23 protein-coding genes are annotated in these 26,209 nt (G+C 41.3%); 16 read left to right on the top strand and 7 right to left on the bottom strand.

Annotation, left to right across the window (positions count from 1 at the left end):
- Positions 1–24 precede the first annotated feature (24 nt).
- Genes HZA77_01370 through HZA77_01320 form a run of 11 tightly spaced genes read left to right on the top strand, consistent with a single transcriptional unit; the run spans position 25 to position 13,388 of the window.
- Positions 25–1,068 (top strand): polysaccharide biosynthesis/export family protein, encoded by a 1,044-nt coding sequence (locus tag HZA77_01370; GenBank protein MBI5374057.1) that lies wholly within the window; start codon positions 25–27, stop codon positions 1,066–1,068.
- Positions 1,069–1,080: 12 nt separating this feature from the next.
- On the top strand, positions 1,081–3,498 hold the full coding sequence (locus HZA77_01365; GenBank protein MBI5374056.1) for a polysaccharide biosynthesis tyrosine autokinase: 2,418 nt from the start codon (positions 1,081–1,083) through the stop codon (positions 3,496–3,498).
- Positions 3,499–3,538: 40 nt separating this feature from the next.
- Positions 3,539–4,921, top strand: a complete 1,383-nt coding sequence (locus HZA77_01360) for an O-antigen ligase family protein (protein MBI5374055.1) — start codon at positions 3,539–3,541, stop codon at positions 4,919–4,921.
- Positions 4,922–4,940: 19 nt separating this feature from the next.
- Entirely contained in the window at positions 4,941–6,167 is a 1,227-nt protein-coding gene (locus HZA77_01355) for a glycosyltransferase family 4 protein (GenBank protein MBI5374054.1), read from the top strand.
- Positions 6,164–7,354: a glycosyltransferase family 4 protein gene (locus HZA77_01350; protein MBI5374053.1), complete on the top strand. Its 1,191-nt coding sequence runs from the start codon at positions 6,164–6,166 to the stop codon at positions 7,352–7,354. Before HZA77_01355 ends, HZA77_01350 begins: the two co-directional genes overlap by 4 nt.
- Positions 7,320–8,882, top strand: coding sequence for a PHP domain-containing protein (locus HZA77_01345; protein MBI5374052.1), 1,563 nt, complete (start codon positions 7,320–7,322; stop codon positions 8,880–8,882). Before HZA77_01350 ends, HZA77_01345 begins: the two co-directional genes overlap by 35 nt.
- Complete coding sequence (locus HZA77_01340) at positions 8,882–9,568, top strand: WbqC family protein (protein MBI5374051.1); 687 nt, start codon at positions 8,882–8,884, stop codon at positions 9,566–9,568. The genes HZA77_01345 and HZA77_01340 overlap by 1 nt, the downstream gene beginning before the upstream one ends.
- Positions 9,565–10,185: a PIG-L family deacetylase gene (locus tag HZA77_01335; protein MBI5374050.1), complete on the top strand. Its 621-nt coding sequence runs from the start codon at positions 9,565–9,567 to the stop codon at positions 10,183–10,185. The genes HZA77_01340 and HZA77_01335 overlap by 4 nt, the downstream gene beginning before the upstream one ends.
- Positions 10,186–10,187: 2 nt before the next feature.
- Positions 10,188–11,255 carry a DegT/DnrJ/EryC1/StrS aminotransferase family protein gene (locus tag HZA77_01330; GenBank protein MBI5374049.1) on the top strand — a complete coding sequence of 356 codons (1,068 nt, stop codon included), beginning with the start codon at positions 10,188–10,190 and terminating at the stop codon, positions 11,253–11,255.
- Entirely contained in the window at positions 11,248–12,438 is a 1,191-nt protein-coding gene (locus HZA77_01325; GenBank protein ID MBI5374048.1) for an undecaprenyl/decaprenyl-phosphate alpha-N-acetylglucosaminyl 1-phosphate transferase, read from the top strand. Before HZA77_01330 ends, HZA77_01325 begins: the two co-directional genes overlap by 8 nt.
- 2 nt (positions 12,439–12,440) lie before the next feature.
- Positions 12,441–13,388, top strand: coding sequence for a class I SAM-dependent methyltransferase (locus HZA77_01320; GenBank protein MBI5374047.1), 948 nt, complete (start codon positions 12,441–12,443; stop codon positions 13,386–13,388).
- A 114-nt stretch (positions 13,389–13,502) separates the two neighbouring features.
- Here HZA77_01320 and HZA77_01315 read toward each other — a convergent pair whose 3' ends face one another.
- Positions 13,503–14,057 (bottom strand): PEP-CTERM sorting domain-containing protein, encoded by a 555-nt coding sequence (locus HZA77_01315; GenBank protein MBI5374046.1) that lies wholly within the window; start codon positions 14,055–14,057, stop codon positions 13,503–13,505.
- A 395-nt stretch (positions 14,058–14,452) separates the two neighbouring features.
- On the opposite strand from HZA77_01315, the gene HZA77_01310 reads away from it, so the two are divergent.
- Both HZA77_01310 and HZA77_01305 read left to right on the top strand, forming a co-directional pair.
- The gene (locus HZA77_01310) at positions 14,453–14,830 is read left to right on the top strand and encodes a helix-turn-helix transcriptional regulator (GenBank protein MBI5374045.1); all 378 of its coding nucleotides are present in this window, start codon (positions 14,453–14,455) and stop codon (positions 14,828–14,830) included.
- Positions 14,831–14,836: 6 nt separating this feature from the next.
- The gene (locus HZA77_01305) at positions 14,837–15,472 is read left to right on the top strand and encodes an ImmA/IrrE family metallo-endopeptidase (protein ID MBI5374044.1); all 636 of its coding nucleotides are present in this window, start codon (positions 14,837–14,839) and stop codon (positions 15,470–15,472) included.
- A gap of 49 nt (positions 15,473–15,521) precedes the next feature.
- On the opposite strand, the gene HZA77_01300 is transcribed toward HZA77_01305, so the two are convergent.
- Complete coding sequence (locus HZA77_01300) at positions 15,522–16,457, bottom strand: IS30 family transposase (protein ID MBI5374043.1); 936 nt, start codon at positions 16,455–16,457, stop codon at positions 15,522–15,524.
- Positions 16,458–16,762: 305 nt separating this feature from the next.
- Between HZA77_01300 and HZA77_01295 the strand changes: the two genes are divergently transcribed.
- On the top strand, positions 16,763–17,092 hold the full coding sequence (locus HZA77_01295; GenBank protein MBI5374042.1) for a type II toxin-antitoxin system HicB family antitoxin: 330 nt from the start codon (positions 16,763–16,765) through the stop codon (positions 17,090–17,092).
- 37 nt (positions 17,093–17,129) lie between these two features.
- Here HZA77_01295 and HZA77_01290 read toward each other — a convergent pair whose 3' ends face one another.
- Both HZA77_01290 and HZA77_01285 read right to left on the bottom strand, forming a co-directional pair.
- Positions 17,130–18,155: a glycoside hydrolase family 18 protein gene (locus tag HZA77_01290; GenBank protein MBI5374041.1), complete on the bottom strand. Its 1,026-nt coding sequence runs from the start codon at positions 18,153–18,155 to the stop codon at positions 17,130–17,132.
- Positions 18,152–19,981, bottom strand: a complete 1,830-nt coding sequence (locus tag HZA77_01285; protein ID MBI5374040.1) for a hypothetical protein — start codon at positions 19,979–19,981, stop codon at positions 18,152–18,154. Before HZA77_01285 ends, HZA77_01290 begins: the two co-directional genes overlap by 4 nt.
- A gap of 427 nt (positions 19,982–20,408) precedes the next feature.
- Here HZA77_01285 and HZA77_01280 point away from each other — a divergent pair, with 427 nt between their 5' ends.
- Together HZA77_01280 and HZA77_01275 are read left to right on the top strand one after the other, a co-directional pair.
- Positions 20,409–21,740: a hypothetical protein gene (locus HZA77_01280; protein MBI5374039.1), complete on the top strand. Its 1,332-nt coding sequence runs from the start codon at positions 20,409–20,411 to the stop codon at positions 21,738–21,740.
- A gap of 164 nt (positions 21,741–21,904) precedes the next feature.
- The gene (locus HZA77_01275; protein MBI5374038.1) at positions 21,905–22,669 is read left to right on the top strand and encodes a methyltransferase domain-containing protein; all 765 of its coding nucleotides are present in this window, start codon (positions 21,905–21,907) and stop codon (positions 22,667–22,669) included.
- Between the two features lie 83 nt (positions 22,670–22,752).
- Here the strand turns inward: HZA77_01275 and HZA77_01270 are convergent, their stop codons facing one another.
- From HZA77_01270 to HZA77_01260, 3 genes are all read right to left on the bottom strand, one after another.
- A complete protein-coding gene (locus HZA77_01270; protein MBI5374037.1) occupies positions 22,753–23,802 on the bottom strand; it encodes a Fic family protein in 1,050 nt (349 codons plus the stop codon).
- A 98-nt stretch (positions 23,803–23,900) separates the two neighbouring features.
- Positions 23,901–25,076, bottom strand: a complete 1,176-nt coding sequence (locus HZA77_01265; GenBank protein MBI5374036.1) for a glycosyltransferase family 4 protein — start codon at positions 25,074–25,076, stop codon at positions 23,901–23,903.
- Entirely contained in the window at positions 25,034–26,149 is a 1,116-nt protein-coding gene (locus HZA77_01260) for a glycosyltransferase family 4 protein (GenBank protein ID MBI5374035.1), read from the bottom strand. Before HZA77_01260 ends, HZA77_01265 begins: the two co-directional genes overlap by 43 nt.
- Between the last annotated feature and the right edge of the window lie 60 nt (positions 26,150–26,209).

Raw genomic sequence — 26,209 nt, 5'->3', positions numbered from 1 at the left:
ATTTTACGGAAAATGAAATTCTTAATGTATTTTGCCACAGCAATAGTTGTATTCATGGCGGGGTGCGGAACTTCAAATCCGGATATTGCCGTTAATGCGAAAGCTACCGGAAACACTGCTGAATCTTCTTCAATCCAAAATGCTGCTCCTGAGTCGGACAATGACCTCTCAGAGTTGCTTGTAAAAGACACAAATTACCGGATCGGAGCAGGAGACAGAATGTTCATATCCCTGTGGGAGCATCCTGAACTGGGAACCCCGGCAGTTCTTGCTGACAAAGGAGGTACGCCTGTTGAAGACAATGGAGTCATATTTCTTCCCGTTGTTGGAGAAATAAAAGTTGCAGGCCTTACACTCGGAGAGGCAAGGGAAGTTGTAACAAGAGCTTATGCAAAATATGTAAAGAATCCGCAGGTAATAGTAAGCATCCAGAATTATGGAAGCAAATACTTCTATATTCTCGGTGAAGTGAAAAATTCCGGAACTTATGAAATAAAACACCCAGTTTCTCTGCTTCAGGCTATATCAATAGCAGGAGGTATCACACAGACATCTGACCTTAAAAAAGCCTATGTGATAAGGGACAACAAGATACTCCCCGTTGATTTTGAAAAGCTCTTAAACAATGGAGCAACGGGGATGAATATTGAGATAACAACGAACGACTTCATATTCATACCCAAAAAGGATGAAAAGATAGTCTATGTTCTGGGAGAAGTAAAAACTCCCGGAGCAGTAAAAATGACTAATGACAGGATTAATCTTATATCTGCAATAGCATCCTCAGGAGACTTCACTATCTTTGCAGTCAAGGACAATATAAAGATTCTGAGAGGCGCAGTTAGCAACCCGGAGGTAATAACAGCAAACCTGTCAAATCTCAGGAACGTAGAAGAAAACTTAGAGATCAAGAATGTGGAATTAGAGCCAGGCGATATTGTTTATGTTCCTGACACAGCAATTGGAAGAGTTGATAAAATCCTTGAAAAGATTGCACCCGTACTCAGGACTATCAATGAAGGGTTGCAGCCTTTCTATATCTACAAACTCTTCCAGAACATCAAATAACAGGGAAACTTAATGCCTCAGTACGAACTTGATCTTAGAGATTACTGGCGTGTCATAAGAAAAAGAAGATTCGTAATCGCATCGATTGCAATCATTGTAACCATATTCACATTTCTTATAAGCCTTATCCAGAAACCGGCGCCGGTCTACAAGGCGGTTGCAAGCGTTAAAGTCGAAAGGTCAACAAGCCTCACCGGACTTTTAACCGAAGTAGTTTCATGGTCAACATGGGACAACATTGCAACCCAGTCAGTGGTCATCACGAGTTATCCCATAATGGAAAAAACAATGCAAAGGCTTAACCGCATTCCTGAAAATTTAAACTCCGAGCAGATAAGGAATAACCCAAAACTTGTTAACATCATTTCAGAACTTCAGAAAAACGTAGAGGCAAAACAGAGTGAAGACACGAACATCATCAATGTATCTGTGAAGTCTATAGATCCTGCCGAGGCAACACTTTTAGCCAATACTATTGTGCAGGTTTACAGGGAAGAAAGCAGCAAGGAAAGGAACTCTCAGGTAATTGAGACCAGGAAATTCATAGAATCCCAGCTAGAGATAGTTGAGAAGAAACTGCATGACTCCGAGGAAAACTTAAAAGGGCTTCAACAGCAAACCGGCATCTTAAATGAAGGCGCAACTTCATTTGATAACATAGTAAAAGAAAAATACCTTTTCAATGAAGAGATACAGAAGATTGATGCTGATCTTGCTGATTCCAGGAACCAGCTTTCCATACTTGAAAAGAGCGGCGGCGGAGAAGATGAACTGGGAAGGGTGTACACGCCGGATTACTATTCTCATCTCTATGAACTTAACAGAGAATTACTTACCACAATCCTGAAATATAAATCCCTTAAAGAGCAGTTCAATCCTGATTATCCTGCGGTAATGGAGGTAAAATCCCAGCTTACCGGCATCATAATGGAGATGAAAAAACAGATAAAGCAGAAAATATACACCCTGCAGGAAAAGAAAAAAGTCCTTCTCAGCGGAACGGAAGTCCTTTCAGAGTCTCTTCAGAGGAAACCGGATGATATCCTGCAGGTGCAGAGGGCAAAAAGAGAGGTAGATGTAAACACCGAACTTTACACACTGCTCAATACCAAACATCAGGAAGCGTTGATCAAAGAGGCTGAAAAGGTAGATGAGGTCTCAATAGTCAAGCCTGCCTATGAAGAACCGGAAGAGATTAATCCGTCTAATATACTTCAAAAAACCTTTGTCGGAATACTTATAGGGATTGCACTTGGATTTGTAGCTGCACTTGTTATTGAAACTCTTGATACATCAATAGGAACCATTGAAGACCTTGAGCATTATGTCAATGTCCCTGTAATGGGTCTTATACCGGATGTCAAAAACGAGGCAATAATCGATGAGATAGTTGAAGCCGGAGTAAAACGCGGGACAGTGGACGAGGAAGCGGCGGACTTATATTCAAAACTCATATCCCATTTTGTACCAAATTCAATATTGGCTGAAAGCTACCGGGCAATGAGGACAAACATACAGTTCCTCCTGCTCGAAAAAGAGTATAAGAATATCGTAGTCACAAGCGCCTCGCTGGGCGAGGGGAAAACATCTGTAGCTATCAATCTCTCGATAACTCTGGCACAGCTCGGAAAAAAGATACTACTCATAGAAGGTGATTTAAGAAAGCCCAGACTTCATCATATGTTCGGGCTCGAAAGGGAACCGGGACTTACTGAGATAATAATAGGAAACAGCCCATGGAAGAGCGTGGTAAAAACAGTGACTGATATGATGCTCGGCAGTCTTGAATTCGAACAGCTTCTCAAGACACCGGGACTGGACAACCTGTCTATAATAACCTGCGGAAGCCTTCCGCCGAATCCGTCGGAGTTTTTAAATTCCAAAAAGCTGGAAGAATTATTGAAGGAGGTCAAAGAATACTATGATCTTATAATAATCGACGTTCCTCCGGTCCTTCCCGTAACTGACGCAGTAATCCTAGGGTCAAAGGCAGATTCAGTTCTCCTTGTTTACCGTGCCGGGAAAATAGCAAGATCAGGGCTTAAGAGAGCAAAATCAATTCTGGACAATGTAAAGGCAAACGTCATAGGCATAGTACTTCTTGGGCTTCGTCCGGAAATCAACCCTGAGTATTTTAAATTCGGTTACAGGACGTATTCCGAGGACAAAGATAAAAAAGATGGAAAGGGATTTCAAACAAGACTTGAAAACCTTTCCCGCAAGGTTGAAAATCTTTTCTCAAAAGATGGACTGACAAAACTTAAAGTTCAGTTAAGCGGGAAAAATTTATGGAAGTCCGTTATTCTCGCTCTCATCATATTCTCCCTTCTATTCGGGTGGTTCTGGCAGTTTAAAGGATGCGGTATAAGCAGTGCATCAGTGCGGACGAAGGGGAAGGTTTACGAATACCTCCAACAACAGCAAAAATAAAAGAAATGCTGTTTAACAGATTAAATCCTTTGCTCAAAATATGAACCGGGCAATAAGTTCCACTAATATAACATTAGCATTTACAATAGCCATATCGCTCATCGCAGCCATAGGCATATCTGTCCTTGTGCCGGTAAAATCCTTTTTGATAGCCATGATAATCCTGATAGCTGTTGTTTCTTTTATCAGCAACGAAGTCGCACTTATACTCGTTATATTTTCAATGTTACTGTCTCCTGAAATAACACTTGGAACCCTTGGCCCGCAGACCGAATCAGCCAGAAGCATAACCATCAGGGCTGAAGACATATTGCTTATTCTCCTGGGGCTCATCTGGTTTACCAAGACTGCAATCCACAAAGAACTCGGGCTCATCACAAGGACACCTTTGAATAAACCTATTTTTATTTATATCGGCGTCTGCTTCATTTCTACTCTTTTTGGAGTCTTTGCAGGTGATGTGAAGTTTCTAACCGGAGTATTCTATGTTCTGAAATATTTCGAATATTTTGTTCTCTATTTCATAGTGGTCAACAACATAGACGAACCAAAACATATAAACCATATCATACACGCTGTTTTCATCACATGCGCCGTTATATGCATTTACGGAATATACCAGATACCGGGAGGGAAGAGAGTCAGTGCCCCCTTTGAAGGTGAAACCGGTGAACCCAATACCCTTGGCGGTTATCTTTTAATCATGTTTTTTCTGTCTGCAGGAGTTTTTCTATTTTCAAGATACAGGAGAGAGAGAGTGCTTGCTGCCGGTCTTTTACTGATAATAGTATTCCCATTTCTGTTTACTCTCTCGAGAACTTCTTATCTTGCATTTATCCCGGCTGCGATAGTTTTCATAATTTCCATAAGAAAAAGAGTAATAGTACTCATAGCAGTTCTTCTTGTTATTATTGTTACCCCTTACTTTCTTCCAACACCTGTCACAGAAAGGCTGGAATACACTTTTCACCAGAAACCGGAGCATGGACAATACAAGATAGGCAACATTAAACTTGATACTTCGACATCTGAAAGACTTAAAACATGGATAGAAAGCACTGACGATTTTCTCAAACATCCTCTTCTTGGCTTTGGGATTACAGGCTATAAATTCAGGGATGCCCAGTATGTGAGGGCATTGCTCGAAACAGGTCTTATAGGTCTCGCAGCTTTCATTAATCTTCTTTTCAATCTTTTCAGGGAAAGCATAAGGATATACAGGAATCTTCCTTCAAACAGCTATAAAGGACTTACGCTGGGCTATATCGCGGGATTGACTGCACTCACAGTCCACAGCATCGGGGCGAACACCTTCATAATAATCAGAATAATGGAGCCATTCTGGCTTGTGACAGGTCTTATAATATCGCTCGGGCACATAAAGACAGAAAACAAACTTCCTGAAGACACCAGGATAATGTGAGTACTTGGAAATATAATAAATGCATATCCTTATAGTTTCAGATGTAAACATTCCGTCTTTAGAAAACAATTCCGCGGACTTTCATTTTAGCGGCGCTGAACGGGTCCTCTTCGAAGAGCTACAGGCCCTTGCAAGAAGAGGAAACCAGATATCCCTTATTGCGAGAAGAAAAGAAAAAGAATCCGGAGAAAAATTCAAGCTGAAAGATATTGCAATCCGGACCTTTTATGCAGACCCTGCTTCTCCATTAGATTTCCTTTACAGAACCATTTCAGGACCGCGTGATATCTTTAGCAAAATCAAAAAAGATGTGGACATAATAAACTTCCATCAGCCTTTTTCTGCATTTGCGCTTAACATTTTTCAAGCAGCAAAAAAAATACCAAAAATTTATACATGCCTTTCTTTGGGACATATGGAATATGCGACACGCCAAACCATATCCAATAAACCCCTCTCATTATCAGACAGAGCGGTCACAATTCCTTTTATAAAGTTTATTGAGATATTCAACTTTTTGCGATGTGACAGGGTCAGGACCTTAAGCTCCTATACATCAAAGCTTATAAGAGATTTCTGCAAAATCTCAGAAACTAAAATAAAAATAGTGCCGGGAGGAGTTGACACTTTAAGGTTTAATCCCGCCGGAGATAAAAAAGAGATTAGAAAGAAATTCTCCTGTCCTGAAAACAAAGTAATAATATCAACCCTGAGAAATATGGAACCGCGGATGGGGCTTGAAAACCTCCTTTACTCCATGAAGGAGATATTGAAAACCCACAATGATACCCTCCTTGTAATCGGCGGAGAAGGACCATTAAGGGAAAAGCTTGAAAAAATAGCAATCGGGGAAGGGATCTCCTCAAATGTCAGATTTACAGGGTTTGTAAAAGAAGAAGCGCTTGCCGACTTTTACAGGGGATCTGATTTCTTCATCCTCCCCACAAAATCTGAAGAAGGCTTCGGTCTTGTAACCGTTGAATCACTCGCATGCGGCACCCCCGTCATCGGAACTCCAGTTGGCGCTACACCTGAGATCCTCGGACAGTTAAGCCATGACCTTATTTTAGAATCAGCCGGAAGTATTGATATGGCAAAGGGAATAGTAAAATGGATCTCGATATTTAAAAATGAAAAAGCAGTTTATGATGAAACAGCAAAGCGGGGAAGAAAACTGGTGGAAGAAAAATATAGCTGGGATAACACTGCCGCAGAGCTAGAAGACCTTTATAGAGAGCTTTTATGAAACCGGTAAAAGTCCTTCATGTCATAACAAGGCTTGACAGGGGAGGCTCAGCAGAGAACACGCTAATCACGGTCATGAACCTTGACAGGGGTAAATACACCCCATCACTTCTCTATGGGCTTACGCTCTCTCCTGACGTTAAATACTTTGAAAAGGCAAAGGAGTCAGCATCGGAATTTTCATGTATCCCGGATCTGGTAAGAAAGATAAGTCCTCTCCATGATTTAAAAGCTTTTTATCAGATTTACTCATTCATAAAAAAGGGGAACTACCAGATTCTTCACACTCACAGCTCAAAGGCAGGGATACTGGGGAGATGGGCTGGCTGGCTGGCTGGGGTACCAGTTATAGTTCACACACCGCACGGCCATGTTTTTTATGGATATTACGTACCTCTTGTATCAAAGTTGTTCGTATGGGCTGAAAAGATATCAGCTCTTATCACAGACAGGATCATCACACTTACAGAACGGGGGAAAAAAGAACATATCCGCTTCGGCGTCGCCAAGCCTGATAAATTCATACCGATCCACAGCGGTGTGGATATTGGATTAATACAGAGAACTGATGCTGATAAAACCAGCCAATGCCCAAAATCCCATATATCATTGAGAGAAACACTTTCCATGCCTGCTGGCGCAATAGTTGCGGCAAGTATGGGAAGGTTAAGCAGAGTTAAAGGTTATGAATATTTCATAAAAGCAGGTATTATACTTTCTAAAAAATATGATGATATCTACTTCGCTATTGCAGGAGAAGGGGAACTGAGAGAAAATCTGGAACAAATAATAAAAAATGCCGGAGCTGCTGAAAGATTTAAATTTGCAGGATGGCGTGAAGATATAGGAAATTTTCTTAATGGTGCAGACATCTTTGTTCTTTCTTCCCTTAATGAAGGAATGGGAAAAGCCATAGTGGAAGCCATGGCAGCAGGCCTTCCCGTGGTTGGCACCGATGTTGGAGGAATAAGTGAAATAGTAGTTGAGGGTGAAACCGGATTTATAGTACCTCCCGGAAACGCAGAAGCAATAGCTGACAGGATAGAAAGGCTTTATCTTGATAAAAATCTCCGCTCATCTATGGGAGAAAGGGGAAGAGAAAGAGCAGCGCTATACGACACACATTCCATGGTAAGAAAGGTTGAATCGTTATATGAAGAAGTGCTCAAAGAAAAAAAATTACAATAGATTATTAAAGGCTTGGCAGTCCCTCTATATTTCACTAGGGGGCACTGAACAGCAGGTGCCTGCCGAGGGAACAGCCAAGCCTTTAATCAGTGTTGTTCTTATTATCCTGTTTTTTTTCGTATTTCCACCTGTAGGAACAGCAGAGAAGTTTCAGGCTGACAGCCTTCTTCATCTGCACACAGTATATTCATCAGGCAATGGAACAGTTGAAGAAGTAGTTGCAAAAGCAAGAAACACCGGAGACAAGATTCTCTTCCTTACCGACCATGATGTTATAAGAATGGAATACGGTATCCCCCCCTTTAGAAACATACTTAAAAAAACCGTAGAGCAAAAAAGCGTAAACAGCATTGGACCTGCAAAATATCTCTCTGAGATAAAAAGAGTAAATTCAAAGTACGATGACATGATTATCATTCCTGGGGTTGAATCAACAGCTCACTATTTCTGGACCGGAAGTTTTTTTAACGATACCCTTGTCTCAAATAACTGGCATAAACATATAACCATCATTGGACTTGACACACTGGAAAAATATACAGCACTGCCGGTCATACACAACGGTTTCTCAACATCCTACATAAAAGAACTTCTTCCCGGCTTTCTCCCATTCATTGCTGCATTCATACTTTCGTTCGTACTATATTTAAAAGGAGAGGGAACTCTCAGAAAAATTGCATTAGCCTTTATGATTATCTCTATCCTCTTTGCTATAAATTATCATCCTTTCAAAAGCTCCATGTTTTCCCAGTATGACAGTGATGCGGAGCTCTTTCCATATCAGGAGCTTATAGATTATGCAGAGAAAAGCGGCGCTCTATCAATCTGGGCGCATCCGGAGTCAAATTATGAGGAAAGGAAAATTGACTCCATTAACATTTACACTCCGTCGCATGCAGAAGATCTTGTAAGATCTCAGGATTACACAGGATTTGAAGCGCTTTACCGCGACAAATCAAAAATGATAGAATCAGGAAAAGAATGGGACACAATACTGCTTCAGTATTGCAATGGTGAAAGAAAAAATCCGGTCTGGGGGGTGGGGGGAATTGACTACCATGCCAATGGCGATGAAAGGATAGACGAGGTAGAAACCGTATTACTCATTGATACCGCGGACACTCTGAACAAAAACGCAGTCCTTGATGCCATAAGAAAAGGACATTGTTATGCAAGGAGAAATGGAAAGGAGAATAAGGTTATCCTTCAAGATTTCACTATCGGGAATACGGAGAGCGAAACCCGGTACGGGATGGGAGAGCTTGTTAAACTCACCGGCAATCCCGAGCTATCAATAAAAATAGGCGAAAAAAGCGGGCACACTTTCCCGTTTAACCTTGAGCTGATTAGAAACGGCAGACGCATCAGGGAAATCAAAGGAGAGGCGCCATATTCAGAGAAATTTACAGACGAACCCGACAAAAAAGAAAAGGGATATTACAGGCTCATTATTAAAACTGGGAAAGGTGACCATATTGTGTCTAATCCGATTTTTTTTGATTATGCCCGGTCAACCGGAGGTAATTGATGATACTTGCAGCACACCAGCCTCAGTACCTCCCCTGGCTTGGTTATTTTGAAAAGATTTACAGAAGCGACATCTTCGTTTTTCTTGACAATGTCCAGTATAAAAAAAATGAATGGCAAAACCGCAACCGCATAAAGACAGACACCGGTCCTGCATGGCTCACAGTGCCGGTGCATTACAGGTTCCCCCAGAAGATTATGGAAGTAACAATTGATGAAAATTCTCATTGGCAGAAAAAACATATCGCATCTTTGGAACTTAACTATTCAAACACATCATTTTTTAAAAAATACTTTGCCTCCATACAGAAAATAATAAAAAGCCGGTGGGGATATTTAAGCGCTCTCAATATCGCTTTAATAGAAGAGCTGATGAGCTGTCTTGGCATATTCAAAAGAACTATGATAGCATCAAAAATTGGAGAGTTTCCCGAAGACCCGGATGAAAGGCTTATAAGCTTATGCAGGATGTATGAAGCAGACACATACCTTGCCGGTGAAGGCGGGAAAAATTATATGGACCTGAATAAATACAGCGACGCAGGAATAAAAGTCATTTTTCAGGAATACAGGCACCCTGTTTACAAGCAGAAGTTTGATGATTTTCTTTCCCATCTTTCAGCCGTTGACCTTCTCTTCAACTGCGGCAGCGAAAGCCTTTCAATTCTGACAGGAGGAAATAAATGAGAATCCTTGCTATCGGGTCGCATCCGGATGACATTGAAGTCGGATGCGGCGGCACACTTACAAAATACTCGAAAGAAGGACATGAGATATACCTTCTTGTAATGACCGAAGGAGAACAGGGAGGTACGGAAAAACTGAGGAAAACCGAGCAGGAAAAAGCCGCAAAACTGGTTAAAGCAAAAAAACTGTTCTGGGGAAAATCAAAGGACACAGAGATTCATGCAAACCTTGAAACTATTCAGACAATAGAAAAAATAATTAAAACCATAAATCCTGTTTTTATTTTTACACATTACCCTGATGACACTCATCAGGACCACAGGCATTTAAGCAGTGCCGTGACATCTGCCGCCCGCTATACCAAGAATGTCCTTTTCTACGAAGGTCCGACAACACACGGCTTCCAGCCAACGATATTCATAGATATAAATGAAGTGCTGGAAGAGAAGGTAGCACTTGTAAAAGCCCACGCATCGCAGGTTGAAAGGACAAACATATCAGGGCTCTCAATAGTTGACATAGTCCTTTCATCTGCAAACTTCAGGGGAGTTCAGGGACGAGTAAAAAATGCTGAAGCTTTTGTACCTGTAAGGATGTTCATAAACATAACCGAGTAGCGATGACAATTAAAAATCCCATTCCTCATTCAAAGCCCTGTTTAGGGAAGGATGAGATATCTGCCGCAATCCGTGTAATAAAAAGCGGAATGTTATCTTCAGGGGAAGAAGTTCAAAAATTCGAAAGCGAATTCAAAAAATACATAAGCGTAAAATATGCATCTGCTGTAAACAGCGGGACTTCGGCATTGCATCTCGCCCTGCTTGCTCTCAACATCAAAGCAGGAGACGAGGTGATAATCCCGACATTTGTATGCACTGCACTTTTAAATGCAGTTAACTACACAGGGGCAACGCCGGTCATAGCAGATGTTTCTCCCGATGATGGGAATATCATGCTTCAGGATGTAAAAAAGAAACTGACAAGAAGGACAAAGGCGATAATCGTGCCGCACATGTTCGGCTCGCCTGCTGATATAAAGGGCATCGCATCATTGGGAGTCCCTGTGATTGAAGACTGCGCACAGGCTATAGGAGCTGAGCAGAGCAACCGCAAGGCAGGGGGAATTGGGCAAATATCAATCTTCTCTTTTTATGCAACAAAGATGATGACAACCGCAGAAGGGGGAATGGTCCTCTCCAATGACAGAAAATTAATAGATAAAGTAAATGACCTTCGCTCCTATGATCACAGGGACGACTACAAAGTACGCTTTAATTATAAGATGACTGACATTGCCGCAGCAATAGGGAGATGCCAACTTCTAAAAATAGAGTCTTTTATAAAAAGCAGAAGAGCAATCGCAGACTATTACAGACAAAAAATTAAATCTGATAACTTATTCCATCCGGCAGAAAAATCCGGGACAAGACATGTATTCTTCAGATACGTGATAAGGCTTAACAAGATGACCGCTATCAATACTGTTGCACGGTTTAAGAGATTGGGTGTAAACACTGAGCTTCCGCTTTATCTTCCTTTACATAGATACCTCGGACTGGACAATAAAAATTACCTCGGAGCAGAAAAGCTTTACCGCGAGGCTTTATCAATTCCCATCTATCCGGCTCTTAAAAAGATAGAAATGAATAAGGTCGCAAGCTCGGCAAAGGAGATAATTATTGGATAAGAAGAGCCGCCAGATAGATATAACATATCCACTATATATCCCGGCTTTAATCGCCTTCCTGATCCTTGTATTGCCGGCAACAAAATTCTGGTTTAACAGCGTTGGGCACAGGTGGGTTTATGTTCTCCTTTTTTCATCACTGCTGACTTATCTCCTTGTCCCTCTGGCACAGTTGGTTGCTATAAAAGAGATGTTCCTTGATCTGCCAGACCACGCGCGCAAGCTCCACATGAAAGGAACTCCGCTTTTGGGAGGGCTTTCCATATTTGTATCATTCATTGTTTCACTTGCTGTGAATTATATTTTTTCAAAAGAGCTTGTAGGGATATTAATAGCCGTTTCTCTCATAATTATTATTGGACTGCTGGACGTTAAATTCCATCTCAGGGCTGCATACAGACTTTTAGTTCAGATAGCTGCTACTGCAATCGTTATATACACAGGAACTGTGCTCACCATCTTTCCTTCCCATACTCCGCTCTGGTATCTCAATATTCCGTTTACGTTCCTCTGGATACTTGGGCTTACAAATGCGATGAATTTCTTTGATGGGATGGACGGGCTTGCTGCGGGAATCTCTGTGATAATCTCAACATTTATAGGCATCCTTGCCTATCAGAACCATCAGCCCTTTCTCGGCTGGACCGCCATAGCAATTGTAGGAGGATGCCTTGGCTTTCTTCCATACAATCTGAAATTAAAGGGCGATGCTTCAATCTTTCTTGGAGACAGCGGCTCGAATTTCTTGGGCTTTGTCCTTGCCTGCATGGCAATAAACGGGGACTGGTCTGAAAACAGTATCGTGGTCTCAGCCCTTGCCCCTGTACTCATATTCAGCGTCCTCATATATGACATGTTCTATATAACCATAGACAGGTACATGACCGGAAAAATACATAATTTCACAGAATGGGTTGAATACACCGGGCGCGACCATCTCCATCACAGACTCGATGCTCTCCTTCACGGAAAAAGAAAAACCGTTCATTTCATTTTTCTTCTAAATATAGGGTTGGGCTGTTCCGCCCTTGCACTTCGAAATGCTGACACAGTAGACTCGATTATCCTTGTAGTGCAGTCAGTGGTTTTTCTTACAATCGTGACAATCCTTGAAAGGATCGGGAATAAAATAAGACTGAATGGAGAGTCACAAAAAAACAGACATCCGGAAAATAACGATTAAAGATGAGCGGGAAATACTTCTCTCTTAGGCAATCCTGCCCTGCATGCGGGAACAGCAGTTCGAAAACAATATATTCTAAAAACTATCTAAGCTCTCCAATAAAAGAATTCCTTCAATCTTTCTACACGCCTCAGGGGAAAATAGAATTCGAATATCTTGAAGATGCACTTTTTCAACTTGAGGAGTGCACTCTCTGCGGGAACATCTATCAGAAAGAAGTCCCCAATGATCTTCTTTCTAAAAAAATTTATTGTGAATGGATATCCCCTGAGCTTGCGCGAAAAACCGAGGTGGAAGAAAAGGGAGAGAGTTTTGCCTATAAATATGCGCGTGAAATAGAGATGATTATCTCTTTTATGGGAGAAAACCCATCTGACATTAAGATGCTTGATTTTGGTATGGGATGGGGGCTCTGGTGCATTGAGGCAAATAAAGCCGGCTGTGATTGTTTTGGCACCGAACTCTCAGAAGAAAGAATTTCTCATGCAAAATCGCAGGGAGTTAAAACAATTTCATGGGATGAAATTCCCGGCGGCAATTTTGATTTTATAACCACAGAGCAGGTCTTTGAGCATATCTCCAATCCACTTGAGACTTTGAAATATCTAAAAAAAGGTCTGAGAGAGGCTGGCCTCATAAAAATCAGCGTTCCTGATGGTTCTGACATAAAAAGAAGACTCCGCATTGAAAACTGGCAGGCACCAAAGGGAACTAAGAACTCTCTCAACCCAGTAAGCCCTCTCGAGCACATCAACTGTTTCACACGGAACTCAGTCCTCAAGATGGCTGAAGCAGCAGGGATGGAAGAAGTAAAAGTGCCGTTAACAATTCAGCTCCCGCACCTTCTCACATTCAAAACACCACGTGCGTTCGCAAGCAGTCTTCTCACCATAATCAGAAGGAATATTCTTTTTACGGAGATATATGTTTTCCTGAGGGAGAGGAATTGAAACACTAAATAGTGTGTTCAAATTATTTCTTCACATAGGGGCAAAAAGCAACACGACATGTAATATTGTGACAGGTTATGTTGAGCGCGATATTGGCTTTGCTATACCGCTTAACTATCTTCTTCTCATAATCTTAAAGCCGGCAATACCTGCCAAGCCTGCAAGGAGAAGAATAAAGGTGGATGGTTCAGGGACAGGTGATACTGCTCCAAAAACAAATGATCCTCTATAAAGCTCGTTACCATCAGCATTCATCAATAGATACTGATTCATGCCGCCTGCATAATTAACGTATGATGGCAGATCAAGAATATAGAGCATATAAAATCCGTCAAGAGACCCGCCGGTGAAATGCAGAGGATACATTAAAGTCATGGCAAAGACGTCATTAATATCAAATGAGAATGTTCCAACTGCGCCATTTATGTCAAACGTAGGGTCCAGATAGGGAAACAGCCATTCATCTGTACCGTATGTGACTATTTGAGTTTCATCATATTTTACAAGCCAGTCAAATGTATCTCCAACGTTTACCTCATAAGGGTTACTTTCAGTTAATATTTCATCTATTGTAAGTGTAACCGGAACCTGTATTGCGTTCACTTCTGTGAGAGCGCATAAACATAAAAAAAGACATGCTATTATTGAAAAGGAAATAGACTTCTTCATGACATACCCCCCGTTTTCACATTTCAAAGAAAAATATAGCAAGACACATGCCACTTATTTGATAATTTATTGAAGATAACTGCTACTAATTGAAATATTTAGATAATATTTTGCAATAACAGATTCCCAGATGGTTTTCTGTTTTTTCAAAAAGAAATAAAATGTCCTGAAATCCGACACCATGTATTAATAATGACAATTTAAAAAGAGATGGGGGTAAACTTCACGGCTTGTTGCCAGAAATGGAAAAATTTAAGAAAATAAAAACGGTTTGAAATAAATATTTGATAGCTGAAGACCAGACTACAACAATTTACAATTATAAATCATTTGACATCAACAAAATATGTTGTATTATTTGTACAATAAATACAAATTCAAAAAGAGGGCAGGTTATGGCTAACCAATATAAGTCTTTTGGAGAATTCCTTAAGAGTCTCCGCAAGAAAAAGAGGATAACTTTAAGAGAATTTTGTTTGAAGGCATTGGCAGACCCAGCCAATATCAGCCGGCTTGAACGCGACACTATGCCGCCTCCTCAGGACCCGGATATTCTCGAAAGGTACGCTAAAGCTCTTGGAATTGATGTTGGCAGTGATGACTGGTACACATTTGTTGATCTTGCTTCCATAGCGCGGGGAATTATACCTAAGGACCTTATATCTGATGCAGAAGTCGTCAATTTGCTCCCGGTGTTTTTTCGAACATTGCGAGGACAAAAACCAACCAAAGAAGAAATGCGTAAATTAGCAGATAAAATTAAGAAAAGTTAATCTTCCGTGTTAGAGCCAAAAAAATTTAAAGCACCTTTTATAAAGATTGATGATATAAGAGCTAAAGCTGATGCATTTCGCTCCAAGTATTGGCCTTCCAATATTATCCCTATTGATATTTTTGAGCTTATTGAATTTGAATTAGAAATAGAAATACGCCCGATTAATAATTTGCGAGAAGCTGGTGATGTTGATGCCCTTCTGCTTGGAGATCTTAAAACAATTGTCGTTGATCAAAAAGACTTCTTAAATGAACGCGCAGAAAACAGATTGAGATTCTCCATGGCTCATGAAGTAGGCCACTTTGTACTTCATCCCGATATCTTTTCAAAAATTCAGTATTCCTCAGTTGAAGAATGGATAGATTTTTTTCAAGAAATACCAGATGATGAATATACATGGATTGAACAACATGCCTATGAATTTGCAGGGAGGTTGCTTGTCCCAAGAGAAAAACTAGTTGAAAGGCTCGATCACTCTGTATCAATAGCGCAAACTAAAGGCTTTGATACATGGGACTCGTCAGGTGAATCTACACGAGAATACATTTCACCGGGGATAGCGCGATATTTTGGAGTTTCTGAACAAGTTATTGAAAAAAGATTAATAAAAGAAGCCCTATGGCCTCCAAGAAAAAAATAATTTTTTTTCAGCAATTTTTTTCGTTGGGTACAGACATATATTCCTACATTCAACCTCGAAGTGCAACAAATTGAGAAGCTACTTCTAATGGTGTTTTATAGTCAAGGCACTTTTTTGGCCTATTGTTAATCAATGATTCGATGCGAGCTATTTGTTCGTTGGTTATGGTATTAAAGTCAGTACCTTTTGGTAAGTACCACCTTATGAGACCATTGATATTTTCATTAGTTCCGCGCTCCCATGAGGCGTATGGATGAGCAAAATAACATTTTATTCCAATGGCAGCAGTAATCTCCTGATGCTCTGCATTTTCAGTGCCGTTATCCATGGTTAGCGTCCTTCTCGCCTCAATAGGAAGGTCTTTTAACCTTTCAACAATAACCTCGTATGTAGATGCGGCTGTTTTTCGGTTCAGTTTCGTGAGCCTCAGCAACCGGCTCTTTCGTTCTACCAGCGAGTTAAGGGCAACATGGCTTTTTCTGGATACCAGGCTGTCTGATTCCCAGTGTCCAGCCTCAAGACGTGCTTCCACTGCTGCCGGTCTTTGCTCTATAGATATCCTGTTGGGTATCTTTGTTTTACGCACTTTCCTCGAGATCCCCTTGCTTTTGCGCTTACGATGTGACCGTCTCAGGCACTGAATCAAATCCTGACGTCCCTCTGTTTCAGAGCTGTAAACATACTGATAAATCGCCTCATGGCTTATTGAGAGGCATGGAAAATCAATGCCTATTCTTCCTGATATCTGCTCAGGCGACCAGCCTTCCTTGAGCTTGTCGCGCACATATAACTTGATGTGCTTGTCTTTAAGCCTCGCGCGTGAACTTGCCGCCTCTCGTCTCAAAACAGAACGAGTATGAGCTCTGTGTGACAAGTAGAGCTTATACTCTGGAGAAGAATTGCGCTTTAACTCCCGCGAGATAGTGCTTTTACTTCGCCCAAGCTCTTTTCCTATCTCTCCAAGTGTTTTCTTCTCTGAAAGCATAATAGTAATTTTATCTCTTTCAAATATACTTAAATGAATGTATTCTTTTGACATAGCAACTTAGGATAGCATCTTCCTTTCTGCTTTCCCAAGTGTTGCACTTCATTATTGAACTGGTGATTTTATTTTCCCCGCACAAAATGATTTTCTAACAACTTCCCCTCGTCAACATGGGAGCAGTCATCGAATTTACAAAACCCCATGGCAAGGATACCCAAGAATAAATATTCAGAATAACAAGGGAAAGGCAAAAGTATATCAGGTAAAGTAGGTGCTTCTCGCTCTTGAACGATTGGAGGTATATCATGACTATGAAAAAAGATAAGTACACGTACCGGATAACATGGTCCGAGGACGACAATGAATATGCTGGGTTGTGCGCTGAATTCCACAGTCTAAGCTGGCTGGCAAAGACTCCTGAGGGGGCATTAAAAGGAATCCGTAAATTAGTTGAAAAAGTGGTAAAAGACATGCGTAACGAAGGAGAAGATGTGCCAGAACCAATTGCATCAAGACATTACAGCGGTAAATTTATGGTGCGCGTTCCTCCGCAAGTCCATCAGAAGCTTGCAATCCAGGCTGCTGAGGCAGGAGTCAGCCTTAATCGTCTTACCAGCACTAAGCTGAGTCAATAAAGTTTAAAACTCAACCAGCTTCACAAATATGGATAGTTTACTTTAACTGCTGGAAGTGCTCCTCCAATAACTTCCATTCGTCGGGTTCCATCTCCCATTCGCAATATATAGATATTCCCTGATAGTTTTTGGGAAGCGTAGCGTAATGGCTAAGCCCTGCATTAATTCCAAGAAGTGCATTCTCAATGTTCTCAACCCTTGGATTATGATAATAAACTCCTTCGTCCTTGTAGGCAGGAATCCCCAGAAGAACGTCTCTCTCGCCTGACCAGGAGATTATCTCCTGCGTCCATTTAGCCATTAAATATTGATATACCTTCTCAAACTGGATAGACGTATCATACATCATGACCACCATCTGGTCGCAATGCTTTGCAACTTCGCGGTAGTAATCCTTCTTCCTGTTTGCTTTGGAGAATGGATTCGAAAGCATTGGAGGCGAGGATATTGCAACAGACAGTATCCTCTTTTTTCCATCTTCCGGAAACGCACTTTTCACTTCATCGAGCAAAACAAGGAATTCCCTTGAGCTAACAGGGGATGGTTCAATATTGATATGGATGCCTGAAAATTCCGGATAAGTTGTAAGCAGATTGCGGATAGACCCGGCAAAGTTTTTCCTCCATTCAGGTTTTTCAGGGAAAGCCTGAATGCCTCTGACTCCGCCAACCCAGGGCATGACATTTAAACCTTCAAAAGTCTTAAGAAAGAGTTTGGTCTGTTCAGAATCAACGTTCGGGATTACACCGTTTACAGAAGTGGGACAAAGGTGAGGGAACACATATGTGATATTGTGTTCCCTCAATTGCGTTGCAAGCGCTTTAACCCGTTCGGCATTCCTGAAATCAATGATCCTGTCTTTTTTATCGTTTTCAACAAACCATTCGTCGCCGCCAATCCAGCCGTGCTGGATCCAGATGCCGTTTTTCCCTACATCATATCTTCCGTCTGTGACATCTAACCCCGGTTTCCAGAATGAATATCCAAAGAGAATGGAAACCATCAGCAGGACAGCAAGGATCATAAAGAAAACCGTGTACCTGAAAGTTGCTTTATCCATCATATTGAAGGAACACCGAGCTCTTCTATCCTTTCCCCGATCTGCTCTGCAATCGCTCCTGTGAAAAGATTATAGCCTTCCTTTAGGAGCGGCGATTTTGCGCCGTCTTTTTCATACCTGCCGACGATAGAGCCGGTGATTATTATCCTTGTCCCTCTGAAATTGAAATCGCTCCTGTAATTGTCAAGCACCTCATGGCCGCCGTGGAATTCATGGCCATCAACGCCATCCACTTCAAATGCCCAGTGGCGCAGATGTTCAAAGAGGTCTATGGTCTCGTTCGTAAAGTAGTAGGGCTGGAAGATGATACAGTCAAAGCCCCTGTGGAGATAGTCAACCATCCATTCCATTGAGCCAATCTGGTATGATTCCGGATTGTTGTTAAATTCATTCATGCCAAGATGGTACTCTGTATATCCTTTTCTCAGCCCTTTAAGCTTCCTGTCATAATGGCTTCTCATGTTCTGTCTAACCCGCTCCATGTTGATCCCGATCACGTCCTCGTCGCCATTGCCCGGAGGATAGCCATGCTCGCCAAGGATCATACCAATTTTTGCATTTTCAGGGATGCCAGATGACTCTATCTCATTTTGCGTGACTTTTAACGCCGCCTCCGCAAAACCCGGATGGATTCCCATCAGTCTTCCCCCGGTTGACCAGAGGACTGCGAGCTGAAGCTTCCTGCCAGTTTCCTGCGCCACAAGATCAACAGCCTCCTGCGCTTCCTCCCAGAGGCACTTGGCATCTTCAAAATCTGAAAGGTCTGTGAGATAGTCTGAAAGAAGAACGCTTGAGATGTTGTTTTGAAGAACATGTTTTTTTATCTTTTCCTTCAGGGTATGCGGCTTTTCACCAATGAGAAGTGAATATGGTTCCCAGGGATAATTATAACCCGCCTTTTCGAGCCTCTCCATTACGTCGTTAAAAAGCATCTGGGTCTGGTCCCATCCCCTCATTCCGGAAAACTTTTCAAATTGATTGTAGTATGTGCACACCCTTGCGGCAAAGACTTCGTAAATATCCGCCATATCATTCGGTGTAAAGGAGTTCGGAGTATGATAGCCGCGAAGCACAGTTCCTAGCCTTGTCTTGGTAGGCTCCATCCAGACACAGTCTGGAATCATCTCCGTGTATGTCTTTTCCTGTCCTGGTCCCTTTTCCCTTCCAAGCACATCAATAAGTTTAACAGGCGTGTATTCCTCAAAACCTTTTTTAGGCTGAGTGGGATCGATAAGCACGCTCAACTGATCGACCTCTTTTAAAAATGATGGAACAAACCCATAATGCATGAGATGGTCCATTATGTTCTTAGAAAAAAGATAACAGTCCTTGTACATTTGAGAAGTCCACGGCTTGTCTATGTTGGTGAGCTTTGGCTCTATGACGCCTGTAAAAAGGATAAGGGGCTTTGTCCTGTCAAATGCGCCGTTCTCTGCGGCAACATTTATGTAGTATGATGAAAGGACATCGTTTTCCCCTTCTTCACCCTTCCCTATGGCCTCTGCTTTTATTTTCATAATGCGGAAACCGAGCGGTGCCGTGTCATAAAAAACAGAACAGGGTGATTGATTGAACTCAAATTTCTCCCCGTTCACTGTGACGGCTATTTTCTTAAGGTTGTCGGAGACCTCAGGATAACCATCCCTGATTCTCACTTTAATCTCAATTTTTCCTGAAACGCGGGAGCCGCTTACAGGTGTTACGATCTGTACAGCCTGCGGCCTGCATTTGATAACAGGTGCAATCGTTCCTGGGTGCCTGCCTATTAACTCCGGGATTTTTGATACTTTTGGGTTGTAATCCGGCCTTGCAATATTGAGCGTTTCCATCAGGATCCCCCCTCAAAGAGAAGTTAAACAGCTAAAAGCTCATAGCTCATCTTCCAATTATAAAATCTAAAGACACATTGACGAACAAAATTCAAGAGAAAAGTGCCCTTTCAATAAGACAATCTTCTTGACCAGGAGTTTTGCAGAATTATATAAAATGGATAGTATGCTTTTTAGAAATAGGCTTTACAAATAATTTGATTCTATTTGGTAATTCTCTGCTCTTCTATTAATAACTTATTAACATAGCGTTAATTGTAAGGAAACGAAATAAAGAAAGAGCTAAATATTTTACCATTTACTTTTTGTCTTAGGTAATTATCTTGACCAGATACCTTTAAAAATTATATAAAATTATTTTAGAATATAATAAGACTACAAAAGTAGCTTAATATATTGATTGCTCAACCACCAGATGAGGAAACATGTGGACTCAGAAACCTCAACAGGTAAACATCCTACCGAAATTCTTGCCGGAGAAATTGGTAAGTTCACCCAAGATATTGAGAGCCTGTGGACTACTCTTCCATTATTAACAAATGTCACTGGCTATGTTCTTAGCGAGGCTAGAAAAAAAAAGAATTTATATATAGAGAAGCACCACATCGAAATTAAGAAAGAAGGAAAAATATTTATATATTCTGTCGACGCTGGTCATTCTGGCCCGTTAGCACAGTTAGAAAGAGAGTATGGAAATTTAAGAACTGCATGTCGGCTAGTTCCTCGCCATTTTGTTATTTCTCTAGTATCCCAATATGACTCTTTTCTGGGGCAAGTTATAAGGTTTATCTTCGCTGTAAAGCCGGAAATGCTGAATGCTTCAGAGAAGGCAATACCGTACACTGACCTCATACGATTTCAAAATATCGAAGCGGTAAAGGAGTATATTATTGAAAAAGAGGTAGAATCAATTATTAGAAGGAGTCATGTTGATCAGTTTGCATGGCTCAAGGAGAAACTTAAGACCTCCTTCAATAAGGAACTATTAAGCTGGCCAACTTTTATCGAACTAACAGAAAGACGCAATTTATTTGTACATTGTGACGGAAAAATATGTTCTCAGTACCTGAGAGTCTGTTCTGAACACAAATGTCCACTCCCGGATCAGTGCAAAATCGGTGATCAACTAGAAGCACCAATTTCATATTTCGCCGAAGCGTATAATTGCATTTATGAAATTGGCGTTAAGTTAGCTCATGTCATTTGGAGACGTCTTTGTCCAGACCGTCTCGAAGACTCAGATACAAATATAGTGGATATAACATATGAACTCATCCGCAAAGGAGAGTATTCATTAGCAATTCGGATATTAGATTTATTTACACAAGACCAAATGAAGCATTCGGATGAGACAAGTAAAAGAATGATGATATTAAATAGAGCCCAAGCATATAAATGGCTTGGCGACAATAAGCAATGTGAGCAAATTATATCTTTGGAAGATTGGAGTGCATGCGAAGATAAATTTAAGTTGGCAGTAGCTGTACTTAAAGGAGACTATCTAAAAGCATACAAGCTGATGGGTAAGCTTAAGCATGATGCAGAATTTCACCAAGCCTACTATAAGCAATGGCCAATCTTCAAGGAATTAAGACAACAGAAAGAATTCCCCGAAGTGTATCAACAATGCTACGGAGAACCTTTTGTACTTGAGCAAACTACCAGCAAAGAGGAAGATGTTAGAGAAATTGAACCACCGCCTTCCAACCGACTTAAGCGACATCCACGAAAATCCACAAGATCCCACAAGATTAACTGATAAGAGTTTAGTATTAAATGCTTGTAATTTTCTTAACCACCAGAAGAATACGTAAACTCTCTACATTAAAACAATAATCCCATTTTGACTTAGCGTCCTTTTAGAAGAAGATTGCTTTAGACAATCTTCTTGACCGGTCGCCTTCCGGAGAGTAGCTATATTATATGAAGTACACATTCGGAACAGGAAACGAAGCTGCCTCCAGGCTGGAAGAAATCTCTAAATTCTTCAATCCCCTGGCTTCTGCGCTGCTCACACAGTACATTAAAAAATCTCCCGCCATAGCTTTTGATATAGGATGCGGTCCGGGCTTTACGACAGATATGCTTTATCAAGCCATAAAACCGCACGAGATTTATGGACTGGACAATTCACCCGTCTTTCTTGACATAGCTAAGAGCAGGTTCCCGCATTGCCATTTCATAGAGCATGATATCACTGTAGCACCTTTCCCGGTAATGGGGGATGTCATGTATGCGCGATTTATCTTATCCCATCTGCCAAACCCTGTAGAAGTTATTAAAAATTGGGTCACTCAACTGAAGACAGGCGGCACCATAGTGATCGAGGAAGTTGAGGCTATTGAAACTGAAATCGAAGTATTCAAGCTATATCTTTCTACCAATGAAGCCCTCGTGGCAACGCAAGGCGCTCATCTTTTTGTCGGTCAGGAATTGGCGGGAAAAAATTACGATGCAGAGATTCTTATCGATGATTGCGCTATTCTACCGGTTGCGGACAGCCAGGCTGCGACATGGTTTTTACCAAATACTACTACAACCTGGAGGCAAAGCGAGTTTGTACAGAAACGTTTAAGTCCCCCTGAAATCGAGAATATATCAAATGCTCTCTTTAAGCTCACAAACTCGGAGGATAAAGCGAGTCATACTGTATGGAAAATGAGAAGGATTGTTTTGAGGCAAAATTGAACATATATTGTTTTCTACTAAATCCCTTATAGTTTCAGCTAACCCTGTCACAGTAACCTGTCACAGTATGTCACAGTAACCTGTCACAGTAAAAGATAGTGTTTGGTAGGATCGGTAGCACTTTTTGACACGGCTTTTATGATTCCTTTCTCAACCAAGTCTTCCAAATCCCTCTGTGCAGTACGTCTGATACAGGAAATGACAGACTGGTATTCATTCACGCTGATAGTGCCGTTTCTTAAAAGGTATTTAAGCGCCATTTCCTGCCGCGTGCTTATGCCAACTTTCTTAATCTTCTGCAACATTGAATCCTGCTTAATTAATTGTTCTCCCTTTTGCTGGATTTCTTTCATCTGTGACTGCAGCCCATCGATGAAATAGGAAAGCCACACCGTCATGTCCATATTGCTGTTTCTCACAGATTGTATTGCCTGATAATAGGCGGAACGGTTCTTGTCGTAATACTCCGATATCGTAAAAAGCCGTTTAAAATCATAACCGGTCTTGTAGAGGATAAGTGTTGAAAGAAGCCGTGCCGTCCTGCCATTACCGTCAATAAAGGGGTGAACATGCACAAACTGAAACTGCGCTATGCCAGCCACAATTATAGGAGACACATCTTCAGCCGAATTTATCCATTCCACAAGCTGACGCATAAGGTGCGGAACCTCTATGGGTGTCGGTGGTGTATAAATAACTTCTCTCGTGCGGGAATTAACGACAAAGTTTTGAATCTTACGGTAACTCCCCGGATCTGCCTGACCACCACGGACATTTTTAACAATGATCTTATGTAGCTCGCGGATGACACCTTCAGTAACAGGATCGTCCTTCCCAAGGTACCTTGAAAGAAAATCCATCGCCTTCTTATAATTTAAAAGCTCTTTTTCATCATCACGGTTGATACCCTTAACCTTTTTGCCTTCTAAGATGCTCTTTGCCTGTTCAAGGCTTAGAGCCGTACCTTCGATATGCGTGGAATGATGCGACTCAAGGATAAGCGCCTTTTCCTGCATGTCGGCAATCCAATCATCCTTTAGCTTAACCGCATCTAAAAAGCCCCGTACCCGTTCAATCTCTACAAGCGACTTATTAATCTTCGGAATTATAATGTATTTTGGCTTAAATCCCATAAGCTGCCTCAATTTGCTGTAGCAACAATTACCTTATTATAAAATTTAAAATATCCTGAAGCTCAACCATTTTCAAGAGAACATTCTGTAGCACATTACTAAAAACTACTAATCATTGTGTGTTTTAAAAGCAATGTTTCGTATAGGTCGCTAAACTTACCAATCATATATTCTGCTGAGAATTTTTCTGAAACGCTTTGTTTCGCAGAATTGCCAAGTTGTTCGCGAAGAAATGAGCTAACTATCAATCTTTCTATTGCCAAAGCAAGAGCTTCACTGTTTTGCGGCTTGACGAGAATCCCATTCACACTGTCTTCTATAAACTCCGGCACGCCGGACACACGCGTTGCCACAACAGGCTTTCCCATGTAAGAGGCTTCTATTAACGTAATTGGGAAACCTTCGGAGAGTGAGGAAGAGACAAAGATATCTGAGGCTGAGATAAGATTTCCAACATCCTCTCTAAAGCCTGTGAATATGCATCTCTCACTTATTCCTTTTTTACTGCATAGAGCTTCAAGCTCCCCGCGCAAAGGACCATCTCCGACAAAAAGCCATTTAAGATTGCCATGCTTTTTCGAGAGGAGTCCTGCCGCCTCTATAAAATAATGGAAACCCTTCTGAGGGGTCATCCTCCCCATCTGGGAAATAAGAAGTTCTGAATCATTTACGCCGAGTTTTTTTCTTGTTGCAAAGCGGTCATCTGTCACCTGTAAAGCGATTTCATCAATTGCCGGATATATGGTAATGATTTTTTTTGAAGAAATCCCATATTCACTTACAAGTTCATTTTTAAGATAATTAGAAACTGTCACAATCTTTGCGGCTTTTCGTACCGTTAATTTCTCGGCTGTTATGTAAATCCTTTTTTTGAAACTGCTTACAGGATAATCAGAGATTGAATTATGTATAGTTGATACAGAGAAAGGCACGCCGGCAAGTGAAGCTGCGATCCTTCCGTAAAAGTTCGCCCTTGCACCATGGGTGTGGACAATATCCGGTCTTGTTTCCATTAGATATTTTATAAGTTTATGCATAACAGGAATGCTTAAAAGGCTTCTGTTTATATCAATCACCTCCGGCTTAAACCCAAGAGCTTCGAGCTTAGAGGAAAGCGCACCTCTTTCAGGAACTATAAAGCCAAGTTCGTATCTATCTCTTGCAAAGCCCTTTGCGAAAATAAGGAGCTGTCTTTCGCCGCCGCCAACTCCACCGGCAGAGATGATATGTGTTATTTTAACAATTCTTCTATCTCTTTTGCTCTTGTCTTCCATGTATGTTTTTTAACCATTTCCTCTCTTCCATTGTTTCCCATCTGCCTTAATCTTTCTTTGTCTTTAATCAGACTTATAACTTTTTTCGCAAAGTCTTCACTATTCTCCGGGTCTATTGACAGACCAGCCCCTAACTCTTCCACAAAATCCCCGTACTCCGGTCCGGGGCTTGCAATGACAGCTCTGCCGCATGCAAGGTATTCAAATATCTTCATTGGAGAACCATAGTTTCTCCGCAGCGGCTTAAAAAATACTACGGCAGCATTAAAGGCTGCGATATATAGCGGAACTTTTTCGTATGGTACAAAGCCGGTCCATATAATCTTATCCGATATGGCACGCTTATCTGCCATTTCGGAAAGCTCTTTTCTCATCCTTCCATCGCCTACGATAATGAACCTTACACGCTCGTCTTCTTTCAAAATAAGTGGCGCGGCTTTTATAAGATAGTCAACACCATGCCAGGGGCAGAGGCTTCCTACGAAACCTATATAAATGAATGAGGGGGACAGTCCAAGCTCGCGGCAGGCTATCTCTTTATCCATTACTTTGAAATGCTCTGTATCAACAGCATCTCTTATGACTTCCACTTTATCCGGAGTTTTACATTTTTTCTCTATGATATACTCCCTTATAGGCACTGCCACGACAGCAACTAAATTACTGATCCGCACATTCATCCTGTAGCAGCGTTCAACAAGCCATATTAGAAGCCTGTTTCTCCCCGCGATCTCCATGTCCTCTGAAATAATGCTGTTAAGATACAAAAGTACAGGAAAGCCTGCGGCCTTCACTACGGGAACAATAAAAGGCGCATTGCAAAGGTCAAAACAGATGACAACATCAGTTCTTTTTTTAAAGAGATAAAAAAGGATGTATATGGGGGAAAGAAAAAGAAAACTGAGCGGCCTTAGATATTTGAGATTAATTACCGGGACAAAATTAATATTTATTCCCTCTTTGTATTTGCTCTGTTTTATGGATTTGTCATGTCTAATAGCACTCCTAATAAAAGGCGCAATTATCTCTACGTCATGCCCCAGCTCTTTAAACCCCTTTGCGAAGTTTATCACCTGTATGCTCTCGGCGTTAAGCGTCACAACATCGAGATAGCAGATTATACTTATCTTTAT

It is taken from the genome of Candidatus Schekmanbacteria bacterium, from assembly GCA_016219965.1.
In the GTDB taxonomy this organism is placed as follows: domain Bacteria; phylum Schekmanbacteria; class GWA2-38-11; order GWA2-38-11; family J061; genus JACRJM01.
The sequence above is the reverse complement of the archived record's forward strand: the minus strand, read 5'-3'. Positions and strand labels throughout refer to the sequence as shown.

Bases quoted from the DNA above. Each gene is read 5' to 3' on its own strand.
- HZA77_01320 (MBI5374047.1), top strand. From the start codon at position 12,441: ATGAGCGGGAAATACTTCTCTCTTAGGCAATCCTGCCCTGCATGCGGG.
- HZA77_01315 (MBI5374046.1), bottom strand. From the start codon at position 14,057: ATGAAGAAGTCTATTTCCTTTTCAATAATAGCATGTCTTTTTTTATGT.
- HZA77_01335 (MBI5374050.1), top strand. From the start codon at position 9,565: ATGAGAATCCTTGCTATCGGGTCGCATCCGGATGACATTGAAGTCGGA.
- HZA77_01310 (MBI5374045.1), top strand. From the start codon at position 14,453: ATGGCTAACCAATATAAGTCTTTTGGAGAATTCCTTAAGAGTCTCCGC.
- HZA77_01350 (MBI5374053.1), top strand. From the start codon at position 6,164: ATGAAACCGGTAAAAGTCCTTCATGTCATAACAAGGCTTGACAGGGGA.
- HZA77_01285 (MBI5374040.1), bottom strand. From the start codon at position 19,981: ATGGAAACGCTCAATATTGCAAGGCCGGATTACAACCCAAAAGTATCA.
- HZA77_01290 (MBI5374041.1), bottom strand. From the start codon at position 18,155: ATGATGGATAAAGCAACTTTCAGGTACACGGTTTTCTTTATGATCCTT.
- HZA77_01300 (MBI5374043.1), bottom strand. From the start codon at position 16,457: ATGCTTTCAGAGAAGAAAACACTTGGAGAGATAGGAAAAGAGCTTGGG.
- HZA77_01370 (MBI5374057.1), top strand. From the start codon at position 25: ATGTATTTTGCCACAGCAATAGTTGTATTCATGGCGGGGTGCGGAACT.
- HZA77_01360 (MBI5374055.1), top strand. From the start codon at position 3,539: ATGAACCGGGCAATAAGTTCCACTAATATAACATTAGCATTTACAATA.
- HZA77_01365 (MBI5374056.1), top strand. From the start codon at position 1,081: ATGCCTCAGTACGAACTTGATCTTAGAGATTACTGGCGTGTCATAAGA.
- HZA77_01265 (MBI5374036.1), bottom strand. From the start codon at position 25,076: ATGGAAGACAAGAGCAAAAGAGATAGAAGAATTGTTAAAATAACACAT.
- HZA77_01270 (MBI5374037.1), bottom strand. From the start codon at position 23,802: ATGGGATTTAAGCCAAAATACATTATAATTCCGAAGATTAATAAGTCG.
- HZA77_01345 (MBI5374052.1), top strand. From the start codon at position 7,320: ATGAAGAAGTGCTCAAAGAAAAAAAATTACAATAGATTATTAAAGGCT.
- HZA77_01340 (MBI5374051.1), top strand. From the start codon at position 8,882: ATGATACTTGCAGCACACCAGCCTCAGTACCTCCCCTGGCTTGGTTAT.
- HZA77_01355 (MBI5374054.1), top strand. From the start codon at position 4,941: ATGCATATCCTTATAGTTTCAGATGTAAACATTCCGTCTTTAGAAAAC.
- HZA77_01295 (MBI5374042.1), top strand. From the start codon at position 16,763: ATGACTATGAAAAAAGATAAGTACACGTACCGGATAACATGGTCCGAG.
- HZA77_01275 (MBI5374038.1), top strand. From the start codon at position 21,905: ATGAAGTACACATTCGGAACAGGAAACGAAGCTGCCTCCAGGCTGGAA.
- HZA77_01330 (MBI5374049.1), top strand. From the start codon at position 10,188: ATGACAATTAAAAATCCCATTCCTCATTCAAAGCCCTGTTTAGGGAAG.